Origin of the sequence: Clostridium niameyense, assembly GCF_001243045.1 — a bacterium.
Lineage (GTDB): Bacteria > Bacillota > Clostridia > Clostridiales > Clostridiaceae > Clostridium_F > Clostridium_F niameyense.
The window spans coordinates 59,328-85,169 of record NZ_LN849006.1; the positions used below are offsets into that span (position 1 = coordinate 59,328).

Below are 25,842 nucleotides of genomic sequence, written 5' to 3' on the forward strand. Positions count from 1 at the left end.
ATGAAAAAAATTGGAGTACAAAAAGGTCTAAAAAATGTAGCCGATTTTTTAAGTAAAGAAGGCTATTCTGTTAAAATGTTAGGTGAATTTATTGAGGATAATTATTCAAATTTAGATAACTTTGATGCTATCGTAGCAGCCGATTATAATATTAATATGATGGGTGATCAAACTACCACAACTATAGCCCCAATAATAAATGCTGATGGATTAAATCCAGAAGAAGTAAAAAACTTAATTGATAAAAGTATTGGTAAATAACTAAATATTATTCATATACTTTAAAATTTAAAAGGTTTAAGATGTAATTTATTTTATACATCTTAAACCTTAAATTGTAATACTAATCTTTCTATATATGATATATCTTTAAAAATTATTCTATAAATTAGCTCTTCATTTATTCATTCCATCTCTATAAATTTCGTCTACTAAAAATTTGCATAATGTAATATTTAAAGATAAAATTATTAATATATATTAAAATCCATATACAGGAGTTGATTAATTTGAATAATATTTTAGAAATAGTAAAAAATAATTCCTTAACTTACGAACAAAAAGTCTTATGTTTAGCTCGTACAGCTGAGAATTCTTTAAACGTACTTAATATAAGTAAAGAAACTCAACAGCTGAGAGATGAAGGTATTATATGTGATTTAAATGAGGGTAATGCACCGTATAGACCTCGATACATAGTGCCTGATTATGAAAAATTCATAAAACAAGGTAGCAACTTTCTTCAATTAAATCCTCCAAAGGATATATGGGAAGCTACTAATAATTTACTTATTTTATATAAACATGTACCATCCATTACATCCATGCCTGTTTATATAGGAAATATAGATACATTATTAGATCCCTTTATAAAAGATGAAGAAGAAGCTTATAAAGCTATAAAACTATTTTTATTACATATAGATAGAACTATTACAGATTCTTTTTGTCACGCAAACATAGGTCCTATGGATACTAAAGCAGGAAGAATTATATTAAAAGTTCAAAGAGAACTTGAGACTGCCACTCCAAATATAACTGTAAAATATAGCAAAGATACACCAAAAGATTTTGCTATAGATTGTATAAATACAGCTCTAGTAACAGCTAAACCAAGCTTTGCTAATGATGAAATCTTTTCTAAGGATTTTGATACTCATAATTATGCCATAGCTAGTTGTTATAATGGACTATACATAGGTGGAGGTAGTTATACATTAGTTAGATTAAACCTAGCTGACTTGTCCAAAAAAGCAAAAAATATTGAAGATTTTCTTAATAATATACTTCCTTATGCTATGAAAAATATGTGTGAATATATAGATGAAAGAATAAACTTCATAGTTAATGAAAGCGGTTTCTTCCAAAATAGTTTTCTAGTAAAAGAAAATCTTATAAATATGGATAAGTTTACTGCAATGTTTGGTATGTTTGGTTTAGCTGAATGTGTTAATAATCTACTTAAAGCTACTGAATTAAAAGATAGATTTGGCCATAATAAAAAAGCCGATGATTTAGGTGTTACAATAATAGATGAAATGCATAAAATATTAAATAAAAGACACAATCCTAATTGTAGTATAACAAATGATAAATTCCTACTACACGCTCAAGTGGGAATTGATTCTGATAAAGGTATAAGCCCTGGTTGTAGAATTCCTATAGGTGAAGAACCTGATTTACCTAACCACTTATTACAAAGTGCCAGATTTCATAAATATTTTCCATCTGGTATAGGTGATATATTTCCTTTTGAATCTACATCTAAAAAAAATCCTCAGTCTATATTAGATATAATAAATGGTGCCTTTAATGAAGGTATGAGATACTTTTCTCTATATTCCTCTGACAGTGATGTAATAAGAATAACTGGTTATTTAGTTAAATTATCTGATATTAAAAAATTGGACAATGGTGCTCAAGTACTTCAAGATACAGTTGCATTAGGCTTAGGAGCAGTAAAAAACTCAAAAATATTAGAAAGAAAGGTAAGACATAATGATTAGAGGACTTGTACGTAAAATTATTCCTTTTAGTTCTGTAGATGGACCTGGTAATAGAACTGCCATATTCTTTCAAGGATGTAACTTTAATTGCCTATACTGTCACAATCCAGAAACTATAAATATCTGTAAAGCATGTGGAACTTGTGCTTTTGTATGTCCTTATGATGCAGTAGAATTTTTAGGTGATAGAGTTAAATGGAATGAAGATAAATGTATGGACTGTGGATTATGTATAAAAAAATGTAAAAATAATTGTGGACCTAGAGCTAAATATATGAGCGTAGGTGAAATTCTTAAAGAAATACTAAAATCAAAACCATTTATATCTGGTATAACTGTATCTGGGGGAGAATGTACTCTACAAAATAAATTTTTAATAGACTTATTTGAGAAAATTAATAAATTAAATTTATCTATATTTGTAGACACAAATGGTTCTCTTGATTTTAGTAAAAATGAACAACTTACTAACCTTATAGATAAGGCTATGTTAGATATTAAATCCTTTGATAATGAAGAACATAAAATGTTAACTGGCAGAGACAATACCTTGGTACTTAAAAATGCTAAATATCTAGCTAGTATAAATAAACTATATGAAATAAGAACTGTAATTGTACCTGAATTATTAAATAACGAAAGAAATGTTAATGAAATAAGTAGGTTAATTTCCTCCTTAAATCCAAACATAAGATATAAAATTATAAAATATAGACCTATGGGAGTTAGAGAAAATAAAATAGATCCTTCTATACTATCTCCTTCTGAAGATTACATGGAAAACTTAAGAAAAATAGCAATTAAAAATGGCTGTAGAGATGTAATAATATTATAGCATCCTACATACTTATATTTAATTATTTATATAATATATAAAGCGATTCTATCTAGGGAGATGAATATTTTGCTTATAACAAGTATAATAATTACATTAATTTTAACAGCAATAGCAGGTTATCTTGGTAAATTAAAAATTAATACTGCTAAGGACTTTATAAGTGGAGGTAATAAATTTGGCATATTAGGTGTTACAAGTATGCTTATGGGTGTAATTATTGGTGGTGCCTCTACCGTTGGAACTACTCAAATGGCATATACTCATGGAATATCTGCCATTTGGTTTATATTAGGTGTTTGCTCTGCTAGTATAATTTTAGGTATTTTATATTCAAAACAAGTAGATAAAAAAGACTCTTATACTATACCTGGAATTATAGGTAATACCTATGGGTCAAAAGCCAGAACTTCATCTAGTATTTTATTATCTATAGGTATGTTTATACATATAAGTGGGCAAGTACTTGCTTGTACTGCCCTCTTTACAGCTATTTTCTCCATAGATATAAAAATATCTTCTACTTTAGTTGTTTTTCTATTAGTTTTATATATTGTATTTGGTGGCTTCTGGGGTAGCACTATGGTAGGTGCTATTAAAACTATATTGTTATACGGTACAACTATATTATGTGGAGTTATATTAGTATGTAGATTAAACGCTACAAAAGAAATTTTAAACTTCTTTCCAAAAAACCCTTGGTTTAATATTTTTAGTAATGGAATAACAAAAGATTTAGGATCATTTTTTTCAACTATTTTAGGTATTTTATCCACCCAAACTTATTTTCAAGCCATTATGGCCGGAAAGAATTCCAAGACTTCAAAAATTAGTGCTTTTATTGTAGCATTCTTAGTTTTTCCTGTGGGAATAGTATGTACATTTATAGGAATGTATATGAGAATTCATTTTCCCAATATTGCTCCAAGAGAAGCCTTTCCATTATTTTTAATTAACTATTTAAACCCTATATTAGCTGGTGTATCTATAGCTACAGTATTAATATCTTCTGTAGCTACTGGCGCAGGTCTTGCTTTAGGAATTGCTACAATGTTTATTAAAGATATTATTCCTTCTATTGTGAAAAAAAAGTTTACAGATAAAAAACAAATTCTATATTTAAGACTTTCTATCATAGTAATAGGAATTTTCACCTTGATAATAGTAATAAACAACACAAATTCTATGATACTTAATTGGGGATTTGTATCTATGAGTTTTAGAGCTACTCCTATATTTATTCCTGTAGTAGCAGCTATGTTCTTTAAGCAATCTATAAATAAGGAATCAGGAATATATTCCATAATTTCAGGTCCAGTAGCAAGTATATTATGGATTTGCTTAGGACTTGATAGCATAAAATCTATTTACGTAGGAATATTAATAAGTTTATTAACATTGTGGATAACTAATAGGAAATTTAATAAAATAAAAAAAATTAGCTAAAATAATATTAGGTACAAAAAATAAAGGAGGAATACAATATGGCTAAAAAAGGCATGAAAAGACCTTCACCTTCTGAAAATAATAAAGATCCAAAAAAGAAAAGAAAAAAGGACGTACCTAATATACCTGAAACAAAATAATATTAAAAAGCATGAAAATAACTTATAATTTTCATGCTTTTTTAATTTTAAATGTAAATTGATGGGATAATATCAAATACTTTAATGTTGTTATATTATAAGTTATAATAAAACCCTAGGGGGATTTCTATGAAAAAGATATTAAACATTATAGCTCAAAGACCAGATAAAACAGGTAGTGGCATATATCTACAATCTTTAGTTAAAGAAGCAGATAAAAAAAATTATAGACAAGCTGTCATTGCTGGAATTTCATCTGAAGATAATGATATATATTTTGATACTAAAGAAAAGGTTGAATTTTATCCTGTAGTTTTTAATAACACTAATATACCTTTTTCTATTGTAGGCATGAGCGATGTTATGCCTTATAAAAGTACCAAATATAAAGACTTAACTGAAGACATGTTTATAAAATGGGAAAATGCTTTTTCCATAGTTTTGAAACAAGCTATTGATGAATTTAATCCTGATATAATAATATGTCATCACATTTGGATTTTAACTGCCTTAGTTAAAAAACTTTACCCTAATAGAAATATTATTGCATTTTGTCATGGTACAGATTTAAGACAATTAAAATCCTTTAAAAATAATTCTAGTAATTTTTCAAAAAAAATAATAAAATTTGTTATTGAAAATTGTAGTGAATTAAAAACAATTATAGTTTCTCATAAGGCAGAACAAGAAGAAGTTATAAAACTATATAATGTTAATAAAAATATTGTGAAAATAGCTGGAACAGGGTTTAATCCAGATATTTTTTATAAAGAAAATTCATTAAGAAATCATAACTTTATAAATATAGTTTATGCAGGCAAACTAAGTTATTCAAAAGGTGTTATTTCATTAATTAAATCTATAGATCTATTAAAAAAATATCATAAAAATATTAATCTTTACATTGCTGGTTCTGGGTCCGGTGAGGAAGCTTATAACATACTAGAGCTTTGCAAACACAAAAATTTTAATTTTAAAATACATATTTTAGGATCTATTTCCCAAAAAGATTTAGGGAACGTATTTAGAAAATGTGATTTATTTATATTACCTTCGTTTTATGAGGGATTACCTCTTGTAGTTATAGAAGCCATAGCCTGTGGTTTAAAAATTGTTTGTACAGATTTACCTGGCATAAAAGAATGGATGGGAAATACCATAAATGAAAGTGGTATTATAAAGTATGTACCTCTTCCTGAATTAAAAGATATTGATATTCCTGTAGAAGAAGACTTGCCAATTTTCGAAACTAGATTAAGTGAATCTATAAAACATCAAATACATAATTCTATTCACTGGTCAAATGAATTAAATAACGCAATTAAAAATAAATCTTGGAAAAGCGCTTTTGAATCTATTGAAGCACTATTTAATTAAAATATTTTTGCTGTATGTAAAGTTTATTTTTACTTATCATACAGCTTATTTTTAAAAAATCTTATAATTTTTTTTATAAGATTCGCATATATCATTATAAATATTTATGTGATTATAGTAATCCCCCTCATACTTAGCTGGATATACATTGCCACTTTTAATTGCCTGAATTAGATCTATCTCATCTCTTATTCCATCTGGAAATACAGTTGCATACTTTCCCACGTTTTCTATTACATGAGCATCACTTGAACCTATACATGGAAGATTTAATTCTGTAGCCAAAGCATAAGAATATAAATTTTCATATGGTTCTGTACTACCATTGAAACATTCAACTCCAGTAAGCCCAATCTTACTCGCTTCTCTTATATAGCCTCCCATTCCCCTATTGTTGTTTCTATACGGATGGGCGCTTATGGCTACACCATTATTCTCACATACTATCTTTAATAAATCTTTAGCATGCATTTTTTCTTTAGGTAATTTTTCTAAACCAAATACTAATACATCTCCTTCAAAAGTAAGAATTTCTGCACCAACTAATATCAAAAATCCAGTTTCTTTAGATAATCTATGAGCCTCGTCTTGTATCTCATTACTTTCATGATCTGTTATACATACACCATCTAATCCAATTTGCTTGGCTCTTTTAACTATATCCGTTAATGATATTTCACTATCTAATGAATACTTACTTTCATGTATATGAGTATCTATTATCATAAAATCCTCCATAATTAAAATACTATAAATAACATATTAATATTATCATTTGAAATATTTTTTTGTTGTATTATTAAATATATTAATAATTATATGATATTCCTATAAAAAAAATTTATTAATATACTAATTTATTCTTTAACTCCGTTTATAATATTAAAAATATTTAATAATTTTAAAAAAATTTCATGTAACCGATTCCACGTTCTTTTAAAATTTGTTACTTTTCGATAAAATATATATATAGTAAAGCTAAATTGTGTTTTGTAAAAAACTACGGAAAGGCGGCTTTTAGGTATGAATTTAAATAGATTGTTTGAATTACAAGAAAAATTAGATGAACATATAATAGAATACCACTCTATAGAAGGTGAATCCCTAATAAGCAAGAAAATGCTCGCACTACAGGTTGAACTTGGTGAACTTGCTAATGAAACCCGATGTTTCAAATACTGGAGTACTAAATCCTCTTCACGTAAAGATATTATCCTTGAAAAATATGTAGGGTGTTTACACTTTATTTTAACATTAGGATTAGAATCTAAATTTAATGACTTAACTCTACAACCTAAAAAATCAAACTTTGATATAACAGAACAATTTTTAAATCTGTATATAGATATAAATGATTTTATAATTTGTTCTTCAAAAGATCATTATGTAACTTTATTTGAAGATTTTTTAAGTCTTGGTATGGAATTAGGATTTTCTGAAGAAGATGTCGAAAAATATTATATGAAAAAAAACACTATGAATTATGAAATATGTTAAATGCGTATTAAATAAACAAGACTGCGTTACTATTAGATTTTGTTTCTATAGTAATGCAGCTTTTTTTATTTAATAATAACAATTAATTTTGGTTACACTAAAATCGTAAGGAGGTTTTAAAAATGGGAATAATATACTCTATCATATCTGGCTTAGCTATGACTTTACAGGGAGTTTTTAATACTAAATTATCTGAAAAAATAGGTTTATGGGAAACCAATACCTTTGTTCAAGGCACTGGATTTATATTAACTCTTATAATATGTCTTATAATTGGTAATGGAAATTTTAAAAATATTAAACACTGCAAAAAACTTTACTTATTAGGAGGAGCATTAGGTTTAATAATAATATATACCGTTATGAAAGGAATTAAATCCCTAGGTCCCACCTATGCTATAGCAATAATATTAATATCTCAATTATCATCAGCTGCACTGGTAGATGGATTTGGTATTTTTGATACAAAAATTATAAAATTTGGAACTAGTAAAATCATTGGATTAATTATGATGATAGCTGGTATTATTCTATTTAAATGGAAGGGCTAATTAAAAATTTTATTAGTATTATATTTAATTATAAATCTAATAAAATTTTTAAATAGCAATTTCTTTACATTTATTTGCTTTTACTTTAAATATTCAAATTGCTATAATATATATAAATATTTATTATAGCAATTTTAGGAGGTAAATAAATGGACTTTAAGCAAATAGAGGCTTTTATAAGCGTAGCCAAGCATAAAAGTTTTTCCAAAGCTGCTAACTCAGTTTTTTTGTCTCAACCTGCAATAAGCTCCCATATATCAAGCTTAGAAAAAGAACTTAATGTTCAACTTTTTGATAGAACTTCTAAAGAAGTTTTATTAACTCCAGCTGGACATTCATTTTTAAAATACGCTCTAAAAATATTAGGTTCAAGGGATGATGCTATTTCATGTCTTTCTACCTTTAATAATACAATATCCGGTAAGTTAACCATAACTGCTAGTAGTACCCCCTGTAATACGATAATTCCAGAAATGGTAAAGGAATTTGAAAAAAAATATCCAGAGGTATCATTTAATATTTTAGAGCAAAGTTCTGATGAAGTAATAGAAAATTTACTAAATTTCAATTCAGAAATAGGACTTGTAGGTAATTTAATAAATGATGATAAAATAAAAACCTACAAATTAGTAGAGGATAATTTATTGATAATATCAAATCCATCTTTAAATTTACCTAATGAAGTGAAGGCTGAAGATATAATTAAATATAAATTTGTTTTAAGAAAAAAAGGTTCTGCTACTAGAAAAACTTTTGAAAATAATTTAAAGAAAAAATCTATTGATCCCTCATGCTTAGATGTATGTTGTGAAGTCAATAATTTAGATACTATATTCCAATTTATAAAAGCTAATGTTGGTATCTCTATAGTATCTGAAAAGGTTTATAATAGCTACTTAGGTATAGACTGTATTAAAAAAAGTAGAATCATAGACTTACCTTTAAAGAGAAGTCTTTACTTAGCTGTATGTTCTAAAAGAACCCTTACTCCTACAGCAAAAGCTTTCTTTGATTTTTCCTTAGACTATTTTGATATACATAATTCTTCTAAATAATATTCATATAAATTTATAGATTAATATAATCACAATTTTACATAAGCTTATTATAATATATATTGTAAGCATTATTGAGGTATTTTAAAATTTTATGTTTTCTTTCAAAAAAAAGTTAGACAATAATTTAAAAATTTCTTTAAAAAACAACTACTATAAAAATTATAGAGTACTTATTATTTGTACAAACCTTCAAAAAGATATAGAAAAAAAAATTAAAATCTATAGAGGTAAAATATTATATTCCTTAAGCTTATGTAATTGTGTTTGTGCGTATGTATCAAGAAATGCTATAGAAAGATTATTAGAACTTCCTCAAGTTTCATATATAACTTTAGATTTTTTTGCATACCTATGTGGGAATAGTGTAATTTCTTCTAATAATGTAATTGTGTCAGAAAAGTATTATCTTTCAGGTAAAAATATTGGTATTGGAATTGTGGACAGTGGAGTGTATCCACACACAGACTTGTTAAGTCCTAAGAATAGAATCAAAAAATTTTTAGATTTAATAAATGGATATAAATACCCTTATGATGATAATGGACACGGAACCTTTATCTCTGGATTAATATCTGGTAATGGCAATCTATCTAAAGGAATATATAAAGGAATAGCCCCTAATAGCCATATTTATTCAGTAAAAGCCTTTAACAAATTGGGGAAAGGCTACATTTCGGATATCTTATATGGTATAGAAAGTATTTTAAAGGAACATGAAGAATTTAATATAAAAGTTATATGTCTTCCTTTTGAAATAAATTTTAATAATTATTATGTATTAGGTCTCTTTTCAAAATTATTTGAAATAGCTTGTAAAAATAATATTATAACAGTTGTACCATCAGGGCATAATGGTAACGAGAAAGGCTCTATAACTGGAATAGCTACTTTAAACAATTGTATAACTGTAGGTGGCATAGATACTACTAGTACAGAAGAGAAACCATATATCTTTTCATCTTCTGGACCCTTTTTAAATAATGAAAAACCAAATCTTTGTGCTGCTGCAGTAAATTTATGTTCTTTAAATTCTAATACAAACTATATTTCAGAAAGAATGGGTAAAAAAATATACCCAAGGCCCTTAGAAGAACCTTATGTAACTTATAGTGGTACTTCTTGTGCTGCTGCTTATGTTAGTGGTATTTGTGCTTTATTATTAGAAAATAATGAAAACCTAACCTTTAATGATATCTTATCCCTTATAAAAATATCCTGTAAACTTTTGAACATGTCAAAATGGATACAAGGATCTGGAGTCATTGATATTAATAAACTACTTCCATAATAGAAAGATCTGTATTTAACTACAGGTCTTTTATTTAAACTTTTTCCCTAGCAAACACTATAAATGTTTTAAATAGTCTTGATAGAAATTTATCTTTATGATATATAAGTAATAGCCTTCTTTTTATATCAAATTCTCTTAACTTAACTATAGATATCCTATTAGACTTAACTTCTTCTATAACACATCGTTTTGATATACAAGAAACCCCTAACCCTGCCTCTACAGCTTTCTTAATAGCCTCCGTATTTCCAAGTTCAAAAGCTATTTCATAATTTATATTATTAGTTGTCATATAACTTTCAAAAACTTCTCTAGTACCACTACCCTTTTCTCTCATAATTATTCTTTCTTTACATAAATCTTCTGCACTTATTACTCTCTTTTTAGCCCATGGATGTTCAGATGAAGTTATTATTATTAACTCATCTGAGCAAAAATCTTCTTTTACAATTTCTTCATTATATACGGGTCCTTCTACAAAAGCAAAATCAATTATATTTTCTAATATCATATTTGATATTAGCTTTGTATTTTCTATGCCTAAAGATATATCTATACCTTTATACTTTTTTGTAAAACTTCCTATAATACGTGGTAAAATATATATTCCTATAGTAGTACTAGCACCTATCTTCAAACTTCCGGATTGTAAATTATTTATGTCCTTTAAAGTTCTTATTGAATCATCATATAGATTCAAAATTCTTCTTACATAATTTAAAAAAACTTCTCCCTCATTAGTTAAATAAAGCTTTCTATTTATTCTATCGAAAAGATTAACCCCTAAATCATTTTCTAATTCTTGTATGGTTTGACTTACTGCTGGTTGGCTTATATATAATTTATTAGCAACCTCTGTCATATTGAGCCTTTCCGCTACTTCATAAAATATTCTAAGTTTTCTTTCATTCATAAATATCACCTATATAATAACCTTATATGTATATTTAGTACCCTTTATTTATATCTATAACTCCTATAAGATCTTTTTGTTCCACATATCTTTTCATATTTTTATATATAATTTCAAATCTTCTCTCATTTCTTCTATCTGATAACCACGAATTATGTGGTGTTATTATAACATTATCTAAACTCCATATATAATTATCTGGTGTCAATGGTTCCTCATTAAACACATCTAACGCTGCAGATTTTATTTTTCTAGCCTTTATATTATTTATAAGTTCTTCTTGATCTACTATATTACCCCTAGATATATTTATAAAAACTATATCATTTTTCATATAATTAAAAACTTCCTTATTAACAAAATTATCAGTTTCTTTAGTATATGGAAGCGTTACTATAACTACATCACATTGTGGAAGCATTTCATTCATGTTTTCTTTAGCATAACATTTATCAAAATACTTAACTGGCCTACCTTTTGTATTGATTCCTAAAATTTTCACACCAAACCCCTGAAACCTTTTAGCTGCTTCTTTAGCAATACTCCCTGTGCCTATAAATCCTATAGTTCTATTATATATTTCTAAAATATCAGTATCTAATTTCCATATTTTATTTTGTTGTTTTTCATAAAATTTTTTACTATTTTTAAAAAGTTCTAACGTTTTTAAAACAATCCATTCCCCTATAGGTATAGAATAAGACCCATTATTATTAGTAACCTTTATATTTCCATTTCTGATTTTATCTATAGGTAATTGATCTATACCCGCACTAGACAATTGTATCCATTTTAAATTTTTCATAAGACTTATATCTAAATTATTAAATGGATTATAACAAACTAGAACTTCTGTATCCTCTAATTCCTTAGTATAAGTTATTTGTTTCTCATGTATAATTTTTATATCATATCCTAATTCCTGAATTTTTTTCATATTATCTTTGCCATAATCATAAGTAAATAAAGCTTTTATACCCAAATATATCTACACCTACCCTACTTTATTCGTTTACCTATTTTATCATTAATATACTTAAAATTCAATAAACCCCAAATAGAAAAGGAGTAACTTATTTACTCCATAAACATTCCAATATTTCTGAACTTATCATATCTTTCTTGTAATAATAGTTCCATATTATAATTTTTTAATATATTTATTTCATTTATAATAACTTCTTTTATATTTTGAGCCATATTTGTAGAATTTTTATGAGCCCCTCCAAAAGGTTCCTTTATTATATCATCTATTACACCAAATTCTTTTAGATTCTCAGAAGTTATCTTCATAACCTCCGCTGCTTCTTTTGCTCTACTAGCATCTTTCCACAATATGCTAGAAAATCCTTCTGGTGATAAAATTGAATATATAGAGTTCTCTAACATTAAAACTCTATCTGCTACTCCTAACGCTAAAGCACCACCACTACCTCCTTCTCCTATAACTAAAGATATTATAGGAGTTCTTAGTCTAGACATTTCTAAAAGATTTCTAGCTATGGCCTCCCCTTGTCCTCTTTCTTCTGCATCTACACCACAAAACGCGCCTGGAGTATCTATAAAACATATAATTGGCCTTTTAAATTTTTCTGCTTGTTTCATTATTCTTATAGCTTTTCTATAACCTTCAGGTTTAGGCATACCAAAATTTCTTTCTATATTTTCTTTAGTATTCCTTCCTTTCTGTTGAGCTATTATAGTTACACTTGTATTATTTAAAAGTCCAATACCACATATTATAGATTTATCATCACTAAAATTTCTGTCTCCATGAAACTCGATAAAATCTTGAAATATTAACTCTATATATTCCAATGCTGTAGGTCTTTCTTTTAATCTTGCCAGAGTAACTTTATCCCAAGCAGATTTCACTTTATATTTTTTTATATTATGAATTAATTTTTTATTTTTTTTAATTTGCATAACATATCTCCAATCTAGGTTAAGTTACAACTTAATCATTAAATCTTATGCATATAAAGAATCTTAGCTATCACTTTTCTCATTTCATTTCTAGGTACTATTTTATCAATAAAACCATGTTCTAATAGAAATTCAGATTTTTGAAAGTTATTTGGCAATTTTTCATTTATAGTCTGTTCTATTACACGTTTACCAGCAAAACCTATCAACGCTTCTGGTTCTGCTAATATTATATCTCCAAGCATGGCAAAACTAGCTGTAACTCCTCCTGTAGTTGGATCTGTTAATACACATATATATAAGAGTCCTGATTCATCTAATTTTGCTAAAGCCGCACTAACTTTTGCCATCTGCATTAAAGAGAATATGCCTTCCTGCATTCTAGCTCCACCAGACACTGTAAAAATTATAACAGGAAGTCTTAGCTCAATAGCTCTTTCAACGGCTCTTGTGATTTTTTCTCCTACCACGGAACCCATACTTCCCATCATAAAGCTGCTATCCATAACACATATAACTACATCCAAATCACATATTTTTCCGCGACCTGTAGTTACAGCTTCATTCAGACCTGTTTTTTCTCTTAAAGTGTTTATTTTTTTATCATACCCTTCAAACGTTAAAGGATTTTTTGTTTTTATGTTTTTATCCCATTCTTCAAAACTATCTTTATCTAATAAATAATTAATTCTTTCCTTAGAACTTATTCTAAAATGATACCCACAAAAGTCACATATCATATAATTTTTTTGTAGATCACGTTTATAAATTATCTTTCCACATTTGGAGCATTTAGTCCACATTCCATCAGGTATTACAGGCTTTTGTTCTTCTTTATAATTATTTAAATTGTCAGAGTTTACTGTTATATACTGTGTTTTTTTAAAAAATCCTTTCAACTCTTATTCCCCCTGACTGATTACTTTTTATTAAGTAAATTCTCTATATACTTAGTGTGATATTTTCCCTGAAGAAAATTTTTATCATTTAATATACTAAATTGAAAATCTATATTTGTATTTACTCCCTCAATTATAAATTCACCTAAAGCTCTTTTCATTATTTGTATAGATTCTTGCCTATCCCTTCCATGTACAATAAGTTTTCCTATCATAGAATCATAATATGGTGGTATAGTATATCCTAAATAAGCTGAACTATCTAACCTAACACCTAATCCTCCCGGAACATATAAATTATTTATAGTTCCAGGACAAGGCCTAAACCCACTTTCTACATCTTCTGCATTTATTCTACACTCCATAGAGTGTCCTGTTAGAATTATATCTTCTTGTTTTATACTCAATCTTTCACCATAAGAAATTTTTATTTGTTCTTTTACTAAATCTATTCCTGTTACCATTTCAGTTATAGGATGTTCTACCTGTATTCTAGTATTCATCTCCATAAAATAAAAATGCCCATTATCATCTAATAAAAACTCTATAGTTCCAGCATTTTTATATCCAACAGCCTTAGCTGCCTTAATTGCTGCATCACCCATTTTTTTTCTTAATACATCATTTACTTTAGGGGAAGGTGATTCTTCTAATATCTTTTGATTTCTCCTTTGCATAGAACAATCTCTCTCTCCAAGATGTATTATATTGCCATAGTTATCTCCTAATATCTGAAACTCTATATGTCTAGGATTTTCAATAAATTTTTCTACATACATACTATCATCACCAAAGGCACTTCTTGCCTCTGTCTTTGCAGTATTAAATGCTGTTTTCATTTCCTCTTTTGAGTTTACTATTCTAATACCTCTTCCACCACCACCAGCTGATGCTTTTACTACTACTGGATAACCCATTTTTGAAGCTATTAAATTAGCCTCTTCTTCTGTTTTTATTATTCCTTCAGATCCTGGTATAACTGGTACCCCTGCTTTAATCATTATTTCTCTTGCATTAGACTTATTACCCATTTTATCTATGATGTTAGAATCAGGACCAATAAATGCTATATTACATTCCTTGCACATATTAGCGAATTTACTGTTTTCTGATAAAAATCCAAAACCAGGATGTATAGCCTGTGCTCCTGTAAGTACTGTAGCACTTATAATGTTATATACATTTAAATAGCTATCTTTAGGAGATGAACCTCCTACACACACTGATTCATCAGCCATTTGAACATGCAAAGCTTCTTTGTCCGCTTTTGAATATATTGCTACAGTTTCAATTCCCATTTCTCTACATGCTCTTATTACTCTAACTGCAATCTCACCTCTATTTGCGATTAGTATTTTTCTAAACACTACTATCTTCTCCATTCTTAATTTATAGTTTTTTATAAAACTACTAACCTATCATAAAAAGCAATTCAGCCTCAGCTGCTGCCTTACCATTTACTGTGGCTACTGCCTTACCTATACCAGCATTTCCTTTTATTTTAATTATCTCTACATTTAATTTTAGTATATCTCCAGGTACTACTTTCTTTCTAAATTTAGCCTTGTTTATACCTCCAAAATAAGCTATCTTTCCTTTAAATTTTTCACAACTTAAAATAGCTACAGCTCCTAATTGAGCTAATGCTTCTATTATAAGTACTCCTGGCATTACTGGCTCCTCAGGAAAATGTCCTTGAAAAAAATATTCATTCATAGTAACGTTTTTATATCCTGTAGCATTTTTTCCTTCTTCTAGTTCCACTACTCTATCTACTAATAAAAATGGATATCTATGAGGTATAATTTTTTGTATATCTTTTATATTTAATATTTTATTTCCCATATAAATATCTCCTCTTTACTCACATTATTATAAAGGTCTTATTTTAAACAAATCTTCACCATACTCAACCATATCCTCATTTTTAACTAATATACTAACAACTTCTCCATCTATTTCTGATTCTATTTCGTTCATTACTTTCATAGCCTCTACAATACACAATATATCCCCTTTTTTTATCTTATCTCCTACCTTTACATAAGGTTCTTTTCCAACTCCAGAAGATTCATAAAAAGTTCCTACTATTGGGGATACAACTGTTACATAATTTTCATCCTCTATCTCTTCCTCTACAATTTCTTCTACATTATATTTATCTTCAGTGAGAGGTAATTGATCTTTAGATATAATCTTGTCGCATACAATATCCTTTTCTTTTTTCATTTTTATAGACACGCCATCACATTCAATATCTAGTGAAGAGAGATTTGATTCGCTCACAGCTTTTATTATGCCTTCAATCTCCTTGAAATCCATATTATTCACTCCACCTTCTTAACAATATTATTGCATTATGTCCACCAAAACCTAATGAATTAGACATAGCATATTCTATATCCTTTTGTCTTCCACCTTCTATTACATAGTCTAAATCACATTCTTCATCTTTTACCTTATATCCTACAGTAGGTGGTATAAAACCTTCCTTTAATGACTTAACACATACTATTGCCTCTACTGCCCCTGCTGCTCCTAATAAATGCCCTGTCATAGATTTTGTAGAACTTATAGGTATATTGTACGCATGAGATTCAAATACCTCTTTTATTGCCTCTGTTTCAAATTTATCATTATAAAAAGTACCTGTTCCATGAGCATTTATATATGATATCTTTTCTTTATTTATATCAGCTTCTTTTATTGCAATATTCATAGCTCTAGAGGCTCCTTCACCTTTAGGAGCTGGAGACGTCATATGATATGCATCACAAGTAGCCCCATAACCTACTATCTCGCCATATATTTTAGCACCTCTTTTTTTAGCATGTTCTAAGGATTCTAAAATTAGAATTCCTGAGCCTTCACCCATTATAAAACCATCTCTTTCTTTATCAAAAGGAATAGATGCCCTTTTAGGATCTGTACTTTTTGATAATGCAGTAAGAGATGTAAACCCTGCTACAGCAACAGGAGTTATAGATGCTTCTGCTCCACCAGCTATCATTATATCTGCTTCTCCATTTTTTATAACCCTAAATGCTTCACCTATACAATTGGTTCCTGTAGCACATGCTGTTACTATAGCATTACATATAGCTTTAGCTCCAAATCTTATAGCTATATTTCCTGCTGCCATATTTCCTATTATCATAGGTATAAATAAAGGACTTATTCTATTGGGTCCTTTATTTAAAAGTTTTTCCTCTTCCTTTTCTATGGTTCCTATACCACCTATACCAGAACCCACTATTACTCCAAATCTATTTTTATCAATATGATCTAAATCCAATTTACTATCATCCACAGCTTGCTGAGAAGCTGCTATAGCAAATTGGCAAAACTTATCCATTCTTCTTGCTTCTTTTTTTTCTATATATTCCTCTGGATTAAAATCCTTAACTTCCGCTGCTAACTTTGCCTTGAAATTAGCAGTATCAAATCCTTTTATAAAATCTATTCCAACTACTCCGTTCTTTATATTGTTCCAAAAAGAATCTATATTATTTCCTAAAGGAGTTATCGCTCCTAATCCTGTAATTACTACTCTATTTTTCATTTAATTTACCCCCTTAAATCTACATTACCATTCCACCATCTACATTAATAACTTGACCCGTTATATATGAAGCTCCTGTGGATGATAAAAAAGCCACTGTTTCTGCTATATCTTCAGGATTTCCTAATTTTTTTAGTGGAATAGTGCCTTTTATACTTTCCTTTATTCTATCTGATAAAACCTCTGTCATATCTGTTTTTATGTAACCTGGTGCCACAGCATTAACAGTTATTCCTCTACTTCCAAGTTCTTTAGCCAAAGATTTTGTTATACCTATTACACCGGATTTTGATGCTGCATAATTACATTGACCTGGATTTCCTACTAATCCAACTACAGAAGAAATGTTAATTATTCTTCCACTTTTTTGTTTTAACATTATAGGGGTAACATGTTTTATGCAATTAAAAGTTCCTTTTAAATTAACATTAATAACCCTATCAAAGTCTTCCTCACTCATCCTAAGCATTAAACTATCCCTAGTTATACCTGCATTATTTACTAATATATCTATAGCTTTAAACTCTTCTACAGCCTTTTCTATGATTATTTTAGTTTCTTCAAAAGAACTTATATCACCTTGAACTATTAAAGTTTTTACACCAAATTTCTCTATATCCGATGCCACATTCTCTATTTCTTTTGAACTTTTTCTATAATTTAATACTAAGTTCGCACCAAGTGAAGCTAATTTTATTGCTATGGCTTTACCTATTCCTCTACTAGCTCCTGTAACTATAGCTGTTTGACCTTCTAAACATTTCATATTTATATTTCAACGCTCCTATCTGGTTTCATTTTTTAGACTATATACTGTTTTATTTAAAGATTTTATATCTTCCACATTGAATATTTTTACTTTTCTGTCTATTTTCTTAACAAAACTGCTTAAAACCTTAGATGGTCCTAATTCTATAAATGTATCTACACCAAAACTTATCATAGACCTTATAGATTGTTCCCATAATACTGTAGACATAATCTGTTTAGTTAATAAGTTTTTTATTTCTCCTTCATCCTTTATGAAATCACCTGTAGCATTTGCAACCATAGAAATATTCATAGGCCTTATATTTACATATTCAAGCTCTTTACAAAGTTTGTGTGAAGCCTCTTCTAACATAGATGTATGAAATGGCCCACTTACAGAAAGAGGTATACATTTAAGAGCATTTTGTGCCTTTGCCATAACACATGCCTTCTCTACAGCATTTATTTCTCCTGAAATAACTATTTGACCTGGGCAGTTTATGTTGGCAATTTCCACTAAGCCCTCAACTTCCTCACATATATTTAAAACCTGTTGTGTTTTTAATCCTATTATAGCTGCCATGGTACCTATACCATACGGCACAGCCTCCTGCATATATTTTCCCCTTTTTCTAACTAACTTTACTGCAGTTGAAAAATCTATAACTCCACTACATACAAGAGCTGAATACTCACCTAAACTTAATCCCGCAACTACATCTGCTTTAATTTTTTCAGATTCTAAAGCTTTTAAAGTTGCTATACTAACCGTTAAGATGGCTGGTTGAGTATTTTCTGTTTCATTTAATTTATTTTCTGGATCTTCAAAGCACATTTTGCTTAAAGAAAATCCTAAAGATTTATCCGCTATACTAAAAATTTCTTTACATTCATCTATATTTTCATATAGATCTTTTCCCATTCCTTTATATTGTGCTCCTTGTCCTGAAAATATAAAAGCAATTTTTCCCATAGATATCCTCCGAAGGTATTATTTTAATAAATCTTCTACTTCACTAAACATCTCATCTATAATCTCCTTACAAGTTTGCTCCTTATTTATAAGACCTGCTATTTGTCCAGCCATTATAGAACCATTTTCTATATCTCCCTCTTTAACAGCTTTACTTAAGGCACCTCTTCCTAGATTTTCAAATTCCTCAGGTTTTGCTCCTTCTTTTTCAAGAAGTTGAAACTTTCTTGACAGCTTATTTCTTATAATACGAACGGGATGTCCTGTAGGTCTCCCCGTAACCTGTGTATCTATATCTTTTGCCTTTAACACTTTTTCTTTATAATTTTTATGGACAGTACATTCTTTAGCTACTAAAAATCTAGTTCCAACCTGCACTCCCGAAGCACCTAACATAAAAGAAGCTGCTATTCCTCTTCCATCTCCTATGCCTCCTGCTGCTATAACTGGGATCTTCACAGCATCTACAACTTGTGGTATTAATGTCATAGTAGTTAACTCTCCTACATGACCTCCTGATTCACATCCCTCTGCTATTATGGCATCTACCCCTGATCTCTCCATTCTTTTAGCTAATGCAACAGATGCAACCACAGGAATAACTACTATATTATGTTTTTTCCACTTATCTATATATTTCCCGGGACTTCCTGCTCCCGTAGTAACCACTTTAACTCCTTCATCGCAAACCATTTGTGCTATTTCATCTGATGTTTCACTTAAAAGCATTATATTAACTCCAAAAGGTTTATCCGTCATAGTTTTTGCCTTCCTTATCTCATTTCTAACCCATTCCACTGGAGCATTTCCTGTTATAATTCCAAGTCCTCCAGCATTGGATACAGCAGCAGCCAAAGAACTATCTGCTATCCAAGCCATTCCCCCTTGAATAATAGGGTATTTTATACCTACCATATCGCAAAATATGGAATCCTTCATCTATTACTCCTCCTCAAAACAAAACCTATTTGTATATATTAATAATGTTACCTTATATCTAAAATTTATTTTTCTATCTTATTTTCTACATATCTTACTGCTTCTTCAACTGTTGTAATTTTTTCAGCATCTTGTACTTCTATTCCAAATCCTTCTTCTATCTCTATTATTATTTGAAATAAATCTAAAGAATCTACTCCTAACTCTTCAAAAGAAGTATTTAATGTTACCTCTTCCTCTCCTAAATCTAATTGTTCTATTATTATATTTTTTATTTTTTCAAATACCATAAATTTTAATCCTCCTAAAATAAAGTTTATTTTTTATATGTTAAATTGACCAATAAATAGATACTCCTCCATAAGTCAATCCTCCACCAAAACCTACTAAAATTATTTTACTGCCCTTTCTTAAAAGACCATTCTTATTAATATGATCTAGGGCAATTGCTATACTAGCTGCTGATGTATTACCACAGTCTTTTAAATTAGTATAAAATTTGTTTTTAGGCACTCCTAATTTCTTAGAAGTATACTCTATTATTCTCATATTGGCTTGATGTGGTATTATATAATCTACATCTTCAAGTTTCCAATTTGATTTCATGCATAATTCCTTAACTACATTAGTTATAGAATTTACTGCAAATTTAAATATCTCCTTACCAGACATACTTATATAACTATTGTGTCTCTCATTATCATTACTTATATATAGATTTTTAAGCGGTAGTGCCTTAGATGTTAAAAATTCTCCTAATTCTCCTTGGGAACCTGTTGAAAAATCTACAATTCCCTTTTCATTTTTTTTAGAAATAACAGCAGCACCAGCACCATCTCCAAATAAAATACAAGTACTTCTATCCTTCCAATCTACTATCTTTGATAAAGTTTCAGCCCCTATAATTAATGCATTCTTTCTACTTGTAGAATTTATAAGGGAATATGCCACTTCTAGAGCATATACAAAGCCTGAACAAGCCGCAGATATATCAAAGCACATAGCATTTTTGGCCTTTAACTCTTTTTGTACACTACAAGCTGTAGATGGCATAAAATTATCTGGAGTTAATGTAGCTACTATTATTAAATCCAAATCTTCAGAACATAACTTAGAACTGTCCAATGCCATTTTTCCAGCTTTACATGCCATATATACAGTATTCTCTCCTTTAGATATTCTTCTTTTACTTATGCCAGTTCTGGCTGTTATCCATTCATCATTAGTATCTACTATATTTGATAAATCATCGTTTGTAATAATACCTTCAGGTAAATAACTTCCTGTTCCTATAATCTGAATATTGCTCATTTTATTTCTCCTTTTTATCCTTTAAATGATATTTTTCCTTGAAGAAATTATTTAATTTATCTAAGGAACTTATAAGAATCTTCTCTTCCTCTTTAGTAATACCCTCTATAGTTGCTTTTATCATATCTGAATGAAATTTTTCATGTACTCTATAGGCTAACTTACCCCTTTTATTTAATTTTATTTCAACAATTCTTCGGTCTTTATTACTTCTGTTTCTTTCTACATAACCCTTTTTTACTAAATTATTAATAGCTGTAGTAAGGGTACCTACTGTTATATTTAGATCAATGGCTACCTGAGACATAGTCCTACTCTTATACATACCTATAGCTGCTATAGTATGTATTTCTGTAACAGATAAATCTTTGAATATACCAGATTGTAACGCTTGTTGTTCTATTGCCAATATATCATTAAATGTATCCACTAAAAGCTCATTTAAAATATTTATAGATTCACTCATTTACTATCACCACTTTATTCAATTAATTCCTTTATAAGTTCTTTAACTGTAATAATTTTATTTATTCTATACCCATTGCTACCTGTAAATATTAAACCATCATCTACATGTCCATTCACTGCATTTATTAAAGCATCTGATATACAATATGGTGTTTTACCAGGATCGCAAAATTTTATACAGTTATAACAAATATTAGGTTTTAAATTCTCTATATTATTAACTAAATTTAAAAAGTTATTCCTTATAGCCCTTCCTGGAAGTCCTACTGGACTTTTTACTAAAGTTATATCCTCTTTATAACAGTTTATAAACGCATTTTTAAAATTTATATGGGCGTCACATTCTTCTGTTGCAATAAATCTAGTAGCCATTTGAACTCCACTTGCCCCTAAATTTAAAAATCTTTTAATATCTTCTTTGTCATATATTCCCCCAGCTGCAATTATTGGTATATCCTTATTATATTTATTAACTTCATCTATTACATCTTGTAATATTTTTTCTAATGAAATATCTTCTTTATTACTTAATTTATCTTTATTAAATCCTAAGTGACCTCCTGCCTTTGGTCCTTCTATCACTATAAAATCCGGATATCTATTATATTTTTTAGCCCAAGATCTTAATATAATGGATACAGCTTTTCTAGACGATACTATAGGCGCAATTTTTATATCATGACCTTCAATCAATTTAGGTAGATTCATTGGAAGTCCTGCTCCTGAAATTATTAAATCTACATCTTCTTCTAAAGCAACCTTTATCATTTCATCATATTGTGTCATAGCCACCATAACATTAACACCAATTATTCCTTTAGGAGATATTTCTCTTGCTTTCTTTATTTCACTTTTTAAAGCTCTAATATTTGCTTTTTGTGGATTAACTTTAAAATCTGGTTCTTTGTATCCTATTTGTGCTGCAGATATTATACCTATGGCATTTTCATTAGCCACTGCAGAAGCTAACCTGTATCCTGAAACCCCTATGCCCATTCCTCCCTGAATTATAGGAATTTTAGCAATAATGTTGCCTATTTTTAAAGGGTTCAATTTCATTATCATTACTCCTTTTTGATTATCAAATATTTTGATAATCAAAGTATATAATAAAAATATTTATGTGTCAACATAGCCATACTGTTTTGTTCTTCCATAAAGATTATAAAAATATATCTAAAAAACATGCTAAATCCTTTGATTATTGTAATAAGCTCTGTACTTTGATATAATTTTAATATTATATAATATAAATCAAAAGGTAGGTGAATAACCTTTGAGTACTTTTGTTTTCAAAAATCATAATTCAAAATATACTCCTGTAAGCAATGTTTTCATAGATAAATTTATGCCTAAAGCCCGAGGGGAATTCGTTAAAGTATATCTTCTGGGGCTAAAATATTGTACTTCTGGCGAAATAGGTGTTAGTTCAGAAATTCTATCTAGCACTCTACACTTGCTAGAAACTGATGTAATGAATGCTTGGAATTATTGGAATGATGAAGGTGTAATAAAAATAAACACCATAGATAACATGGGTAACTATAACATAGAATTTTTAAACTTAGAATCAGCCCCAGCCCCTTCCAATGATATAAATTTATTGGAAGAACTAAATAATGAATCTATAAAAGATATGTTACAAGATATAGAAAAATTATTGGGAAGGCCTTTATCTTCAAAAGAAATGAGTATGTACATCCAATGGCTAAAAGAATACAACTTTACTCCAGAAATAATTCTGCTACTAATACAGTATTGTGTATCAAAAGGCAAAACAGATTGGAGGTATATAGAAAAAATAGCTTTATGCTGGTTTGATGCTAGTATAAAGTCAGTGGATGAGGCCCAAATGTACATAAAAAAACATGAAGATAAGTGGATTAATATAAGAAAAATTTTAAATTATTTAGGCATAAAAAATGCTGATATTATGAAACCCCAGGAAGATATATTAGATAAGTGGATTAATATTTACAAATTCCCTTTAGATATAATATATAAAGCTTGCGATATTTGCTTCCAGAGAATTAACAAAGCAGATTTTAGATATATTGACGGCATTTTGACTAGTTGGTATAAAGATGGAATAAAAACTTTAGAAGACATAGTAGTAAAAGATAAAAAGAAATCTAATTATAAAAAAGGTAAATCCTCTAACTACAACAACAATAAATCTGTAGATAAATTTAATGATTTTGAACAAAGAAACTACAACTTTGAAGAATTAGAAAAAAAATTATTAGGATGGGATAATAATGATTAAAAAATATGAATCACAAATCCTAAAACAATATGAAAAAATAAGAGATCAAGAAACAATATCTTTAAAAAATAGAAAACAGGAAATAGCTAAAATTTTACCCGAAGTCTCTGATATAGAAACAAAAATAGCAAAATTGAGTTTAGAAATGTCTATGAATATTTTAAAAGATCCAACTCGTTCTAAAGAATATATAAAAAAAGTAAAAAAATCTATAACCGAATTAAGAATAAAAAAATCAGAACTATTAGTAAGTAAAGGATATCCTTTAGATTATTTAGAACTTCATTACACTTGTCCTAATTGTAAGGATACTGGATACATTAACAATAAAAGATGTCCATGTTATAAACAAAAATTAGTAAAATTATACTATGATAATTCTGACTTAAAATATATACTAAAAACTAATAACTTCGCCAACTTCAATTTTGACTACTATCCTAATATACAAATGGACTTTCATAGCGATACACCAAGAAAAAACATTGAAAAAATAGTGTCTAAATCTTGGGGATTTATTGAAAACTTTGAAGATAATAATGAAAATTTTATGTTTATTGGAAATTCTGGTACTGGAAAAACATTTTTATCTCATTGCATAGCAAAGGAATTATTAGATAGAGGGAAACTTGTAGTTTATAGAACAGCTGATGAACTAATACAAAATCTAAAACATATACGATTTAATAATGATAAAAATTTAGAAGATATACTCCTAAACTGTGATCTTATTATAATTGATGATTTGGGTACAGAACCTATAAATGAATTTTCTAAGTCAGAATTCTTTAATTTCTTAAATAAAAAATTACTAATGAATAAAAACATGATAATATCTACAAATTATAGTATAGAAATGATATTAAAAAATTATTCTGAAAGAATTTCTTCTAGGTTATTAGGTAATTTTACTTTATGTAAATTTTATTGTGATGATATAAGAATACAAAATAACATAAAATAATTAATAATAGGCTTAAATGGCCTATTATTTTTATATTATCTGATATAAAAATTAAAAAGACTACGTACAATCAATTTTGAAAGTACATAGTCTTCTCTACTGGAGCTGGCAATAGGACTTGAACCTACAACCTGCTGATTACAAGTCAGCTGCTCTGCCAATTGAGCCATGCCAGCATTTATGGCGACCCAGAAGGGGTTCGAACCCTCGACCTCCGGCGTGACAGGCCGGCACTCTAACCAGCTGAGCCACTGGGCCATTTTTTATGGTGGGCACAACAGGGCTCGAACCTGTGACCCCCTGCTTGTAAGGCAGATGCTCTCCCAGCTGAGCTATGCGCCCATAAAAAAATAAATGGTGACCCCTACGGGATTCGAACCCATGTTACCACCGTGAAAGGGTGGTGTCTTAACCGCTTGACCAAGGGGCCTCATTCTCACCATTTTAATATTATTTTATAGCTAATATTACATTAGCTATTTTTTTGTTAAGCTATATAAAAAATAATGGCGACCCAGAAGGGGTTCGAACCCTCGACCTCCGGCGTGACAGGCCGGCACTCTAACCAACTGAGCCACTGGGCCATTTTTTATGGTGGGCACAACAGGGCTCGAACCTGTGACCCCCTGCTTGTAAGGCAGATGCTCTCCCAGCTGAGCTATGCGCCCAT

At 28.8% G+C, this 25,842-nt stretch carries 27 protein-coding genes and 6 tRNA genes; 11 read left to right on the plus strand and 22 right to left on the minus strand.

Going from position 1 to position 25,842, the window contains the following annotated elements; all coding sequences use genetic code 11:
* The 5 genes from BN1711_RS00550 to BN1711_RS00570 all read left to right on the plus strand — a co-directional run bounded on the left by BN1711_RS00550 (position 1) and on the right by BN1711_RS00570 (position 5,804).
* Positions 1–261 carry a YkuS family protein gene (locus tag BN1711_RS00550; protein WP_050606272.1) on the plus strand — a complete coding sequence of 87 codons (261 nt, stop codon included), beginning with the start codon at positions 1–3 and terminating at the stop codon, positions 259–261.
* 248 nt (positions 262–509) lie between these two features.
* The gene (locus tag BN1711_RS00555; RefSeq protein WP_050606273.1) at positions 510–2,006 is read left to right on the plus strand and encodes a YjjI family glycine radical enzyme; all 1,497 of its coding nucleotides are present in this window, start codon (positions 510–512) and stop codon (positions 2,004–2,006) included.
* Positions 1,999–2,841 carry a YjjW family glycine radical enzyme activase gene (locus BN1711_RS00560; RefSeq protein WP_050606274.1) on the plus strand — a complete coding sequence of 281 codons (843 nt, stop codon included), beginning with the start codon at positions 1,999–2,001 and terminating at the stop codon, positions 2,839–2,841. The genes BN1711_RS00555 and BN1711_RS00560 overlap by 8 nt, the downstream gene beginning before the upstream one ends.
* A 69-nt stretch (positions 2,842–2,910) precedes the next feature.
* Complete coding sequence (locus tag BN1711_RS00565; protein ID WP_050606275.1) at positions 2,911–4,287, plus strand: sodium:solute symporter family protein; 1,377 nt, start codon at positions 2,911–2,913, stop codon at positions 4,285–4,287.
* 269 nt (positions 4,288–4,556) lie between these two features.
* Positions 4,557–5,804 (plus strand): glycosyltransferase family 4 protein, encoded by a 1,248-nt coding sequence (locus BN1711_RS00570; protein WP_050606276.1) that lies wholly within the window; start codon positions 4,557–4,559, stop codon positions 5,802–5,804.
* Positions 5,805–5,855: 51 nt separating this feature from the next.
* On the opposite strand, the gene BN1711_RS00575 is transcribed toward BN1711_RS00570, so the two are convergent.
* Entirely contained in the window at positions 5,856–6,530 is a 675-nt protein-coding gene (locus BN1711_RS00575; protein ID WP_050606277.1) for a PHP-associated domain-containing protein, read from the minus strand.
* A 297-nt stretch (positions 6,531–6,827) separates the two neighbouring features.
* Between BN1711_RS00575 and BN1711_RS00580 the strand changes: the two genes are divergently transcribed.
* The 4 genes from BN1711_RS00580 to BN1711_RS00595 all read left to right on the plus strand — a co-directional run bounded on the left by BN1711_RS00580 (position 6,828) and on the right by BN1711_RS00595 (position 10,198).
* Positions 6,828–7,301, plus strand: coding sequence for a dUTP diphosphatase (locus tag BN1711_RS00580; protein WP_050606278.1), 474 nt, complete (start codon positions 6,828–6,830; stop codon positions 7,299–7,301).
* 122 nt (positions 7,302–7,423) lie between these two features.
* Positions 7,424–7,852 carry a DMT family transporter gene (locus BN1711_RS00585; RefSeq protein WP_050606279.1) on the plus strand — a complete coding sequence of 143 codons (429 nt, stop codon included), beginning with the start codon at positions 7,424–7,426 and terminating at the stop codon, positions 7,850–7,852.
* 149 nt (positions 7,853–8,001) lie between these two features.
* Positions 8,002–8,907 carry a selenium metabolism-associated LysR family transcriptional regulator gene (locus BN1711_RS00590; RefSeq protein WP_050606280.1) on the plus strand — a complete coding sequence of 302 codons (906 nt, stop codon included), beginning with the start codon at positions 8,002–8,004 and terminating at the stop codon, positions 8,905–8,907.
* Between the two features lie 94 nt (positions 8,908–9,001).
* A complete protein-coding gene (locus tag BN1711_RS00595) occupies positions 9,002–10,198 on the plus strand; it encodes a S8 family serine peptidase (protein ID WP_050606281.1) in 1,197 nt (398 codons plus the stop codon).
* 34 nt (positions 10,199–10,232) lie between these two features.
* Here BN1711_RS00595 and BN1711_RS00600 read toward each other — a convergent pair whose 3' ends face one another.
* The 15 genes from BN1711_RS00600 to BN1711_RS00670 form a co-directional block, all read right to left on the minus strand.
* Positions 10,233–11,114 (minus strand): LysR family transcriptional regulator, encoded by an 882-nt coding sequence (locus BN1711_RS00600; protein ID WP_050606282.1) that lies wholly within the window; start codon positions 11,112–11,114, stop codon positions 10,233–10,235.
* 34 nt (positions 11,115–11,148) lie between these two features.
* Entirely contained in the window at positions 11,149–12,096 is a 948-nt protein-coding gene (locus BN1711_RS00605) for a phosphoglycerate dehydrogenase (protein ID WP_050606283.1), read from the minus strand.
* A 95-nt stretch (positions 12,097–12,191) separates the two neighbouring features.
* Positions 12,192–13,040, minus strand: coding sequence for an acetyl-CoA carboxylase carboxyltransferase subunit alpha (locus BN1711_RS00610; RefSeq protein WP_050606284.1), 849 nt, complete (start codon positions 13,038–13,040; stop codon positions 12,192–12,194).
* A gap of 38 nt (positions 13,041–13,078) precedes the next feature.
* A complete protein-coding gene (gene accD / locus BN1711_RS00615; protein ID WP_050606285.1) occupies positions 13,079–13,939 on the minus strand; it encodes an acetyl-CoA carboxylase, carboxyltransferase subunit beta in 861 nt (286 codons plus the stop codon).
* 20 nt (positions 13,940–13,959) lie between these two features.
* A complete protein-coding gene (locus BN1711_RS00620; protein ID WP_050606286.1) occupies positions 13,960–15,306 on the minus strand; it encodes an acetyl-CoA carboxylase biotin carboxylase subunit in 1,347 nt (448 codons plus the stop codon).
* Positions 15,307–15,349: 43 nt separating this feature from the next.
* On the minus strand, positions 15,350–15,784 hold the full coding sequence (gene fabZ, locus BN1711_RS00625) for a 3-hydroxyacyl-ACP dehydratase FabZ (RefSeq protein ID WP_050606287.1): 435 nt from the start codon (positions 15,782–15,784) through the stop codon (positions 15,350–15,352).
* Between the two features lie 27 nt (positions 15,785–15,811).
* Entirely contained in the window at positions 15,812–16,261 is a 450-nt protein-coding gene (gene accB, locus BN1711_RS00630; protein WP_050606288.1) for an acetyl-CoA carboxylase biotin carboxyl carrier protein, read from the minus strand.
* A gap of 1 nt (position 16,262) precedes the next feature.
* Positions 16,263–17,501, minus strand: coding sequence for a beta-ketoacyl-ACP synthase II (fabF, locus tag BN1711_RS00635; RefSeq protein ID WP_050606289.1), 1,239 nt, complete (start codon positions 17,499–17,501; stop codon positions 16,263–16,265).
* 19 nt (positions 17,502–17,520) lie between these two features.
* Positions 17,521–18,267 (minus strand): 3-oxoacyl-[acyl-carrier-protein] reductase, encoded by a 747-nt coding sequence (gene fabG, locus BN1711_RS00640; protein ID WP_050606290.1) that lies wholly within the window; start codon positions 18,265–18,267, stop codon positions 17,521–17,523.
* A gap of 18 nt (positions 18,268–18,285) precedes the next feature.
* Entirely contained in the window at positions 18,286–19,224 is a 939-nt protein-coding gene (gene fabD / locus BN1711_RS00645) for an ACP S-malonyltransferase (RefSeq protein ID WP_050606291.1), read from the minus strand.
* A gap of 18 nt (positions 19,225–19,242) precedes the next feature.
* On the minus strand, positions 19,243–20,163 hold the full coding sequence (gene fabK / locus BN1711_RS00650) for an enoyl-[acyl-carrier-protein] reductase FabK (RefSeq protein WP_050606292.1): 921 nt from the start codon (positions 20,161–20,163) through the stop codon (positions 19,243–19,245).
* A 65-nt stretch (positions 20,164–20,228) separates the two neighbouring features.
* Positions 20,229–20,453: an acyl carrier protein gene (locus BN1711_RS00655; RefSeq protein ID WP_050606293.1), complete on the minus strand. Its 225-nt coding sequence runs from the start codon at positions 20,451–20,453 to the stop codon at positions 20,229–20,231.
* A gap of 40 nt (positions 20,454–20,493) precedes the next feature.
* Complete coding sequence (locus BN1711_RS00660; RefSeq protein WP_050606294.1) at positions 20,494–21,474, minus strand: beta-ketoacyl-ACP synthase III; 981 nt, start codon at positions 21,472–21,474, stop codon at positions 20,494–20,496.
* 1 nt (position 21,475) lies between these two features.
* Positions 21,476–21,940, minus strand: coding sequence for a MarR family winged helix-turn-helix transcriptional regulator (locus BN1711_RS00665; protein WP_050606295.1), 465 nt, complete (start codon positions 21,938–21,940; stop codon positions 21,476–21,478).
* Positions 21,941–21,954: 14 nt separating this feature from the next.
* Positions 21,955–23,001: an NAD(P)H-dependent flavin oxidoreductase gene (locus BN1711_RS00670; protein ID WP_050606296.1), complete on the minus strand. Its 1,047-nt coding sequence runs from the start codon at positions 22,999–23,001 to the stop codon at positions 21,955–21,957.
* Positions 23,002–23,218: 217 nt separating this feature from the next.
* Between BN1711_RS00670 and BN1711_RS00675 the strand changes: the two genes are divergently transcribed.
* Both BN1711_RS00675 and BN1711_RS00680 read left to right on the plus strand, forming a co-directional pair.
* On the plus strand, positions 23,219–24,208 hold the full coding sequence (locus BN1711_RS00675) for a DnaD domain protein (RefSeq protein WP_050606297.1): 990 nt from the start codon (positions 23,219–23,221) through the stop codon (positions 24,206–24,208).
* Positions 24,201–25,172, plus strand: coding sequence for an ATP-binding protein (locus BN1711_RS00680; protein ID WP_050606298.1), 972 nt, complete (start codon positions 24,201–24,203; stop codon positions 25,170–25,172). The genes BN1711_RS00675 and BN1711_RS00680 overlap by 8 nt, the downstream gene beginning before the upstream one ends.
* A 100-nt stretch (positions 25,173–25,272) precedes the next feature.
* Here BN1711_RS00680 and BN1711_RS00685 read toward each other — a convergent pair.
* From BN1711_RS00685 to BN1711_RS00710, 6 genes are all read right to left on the minus strand, one after another.
* Positions 25,273–25,348: transfer RNA gene (locus tag BN1711_RS00685), tRNA-Thr, on the minus strand.
* Between the two features lie 5 nt (positions 25,349–25,353).
* Positions 25,354–25,430: transfer RNA gene (locus BN1711_RS00690), tRNA-Asp, on the minus strand.
* 8 nt (positions 25,431–25,438) lie between these two features.
* Positions 25,439–25,514 (minus strand) — tRNA-Val (locus tag BN1711_RS00695).
* 13 nt (positions 25,515–25,527) lie between these two features.
* Positions 25,528–25,602 (minus strand) — tRNA-Glu (locus BN1711_RS00700).
* Positions 25,603–25,679: 77 nt separating this feature from the next.
* Positions 25,680–25,756: transfer RNA gene (locus BN1711_RS00705), tRNA-Asp, on the minus strand.
* A gap of 8 nt (positions 25,757–25,764) precedes the next feature.
* A tRNA-Val gene (locus tag BN1711_RS00710) sits at positions 25,765–25,840 on the minus strand.
* Between the last annotated feature and the right edge of the window lie 2 nt (positions 25,841–25,842).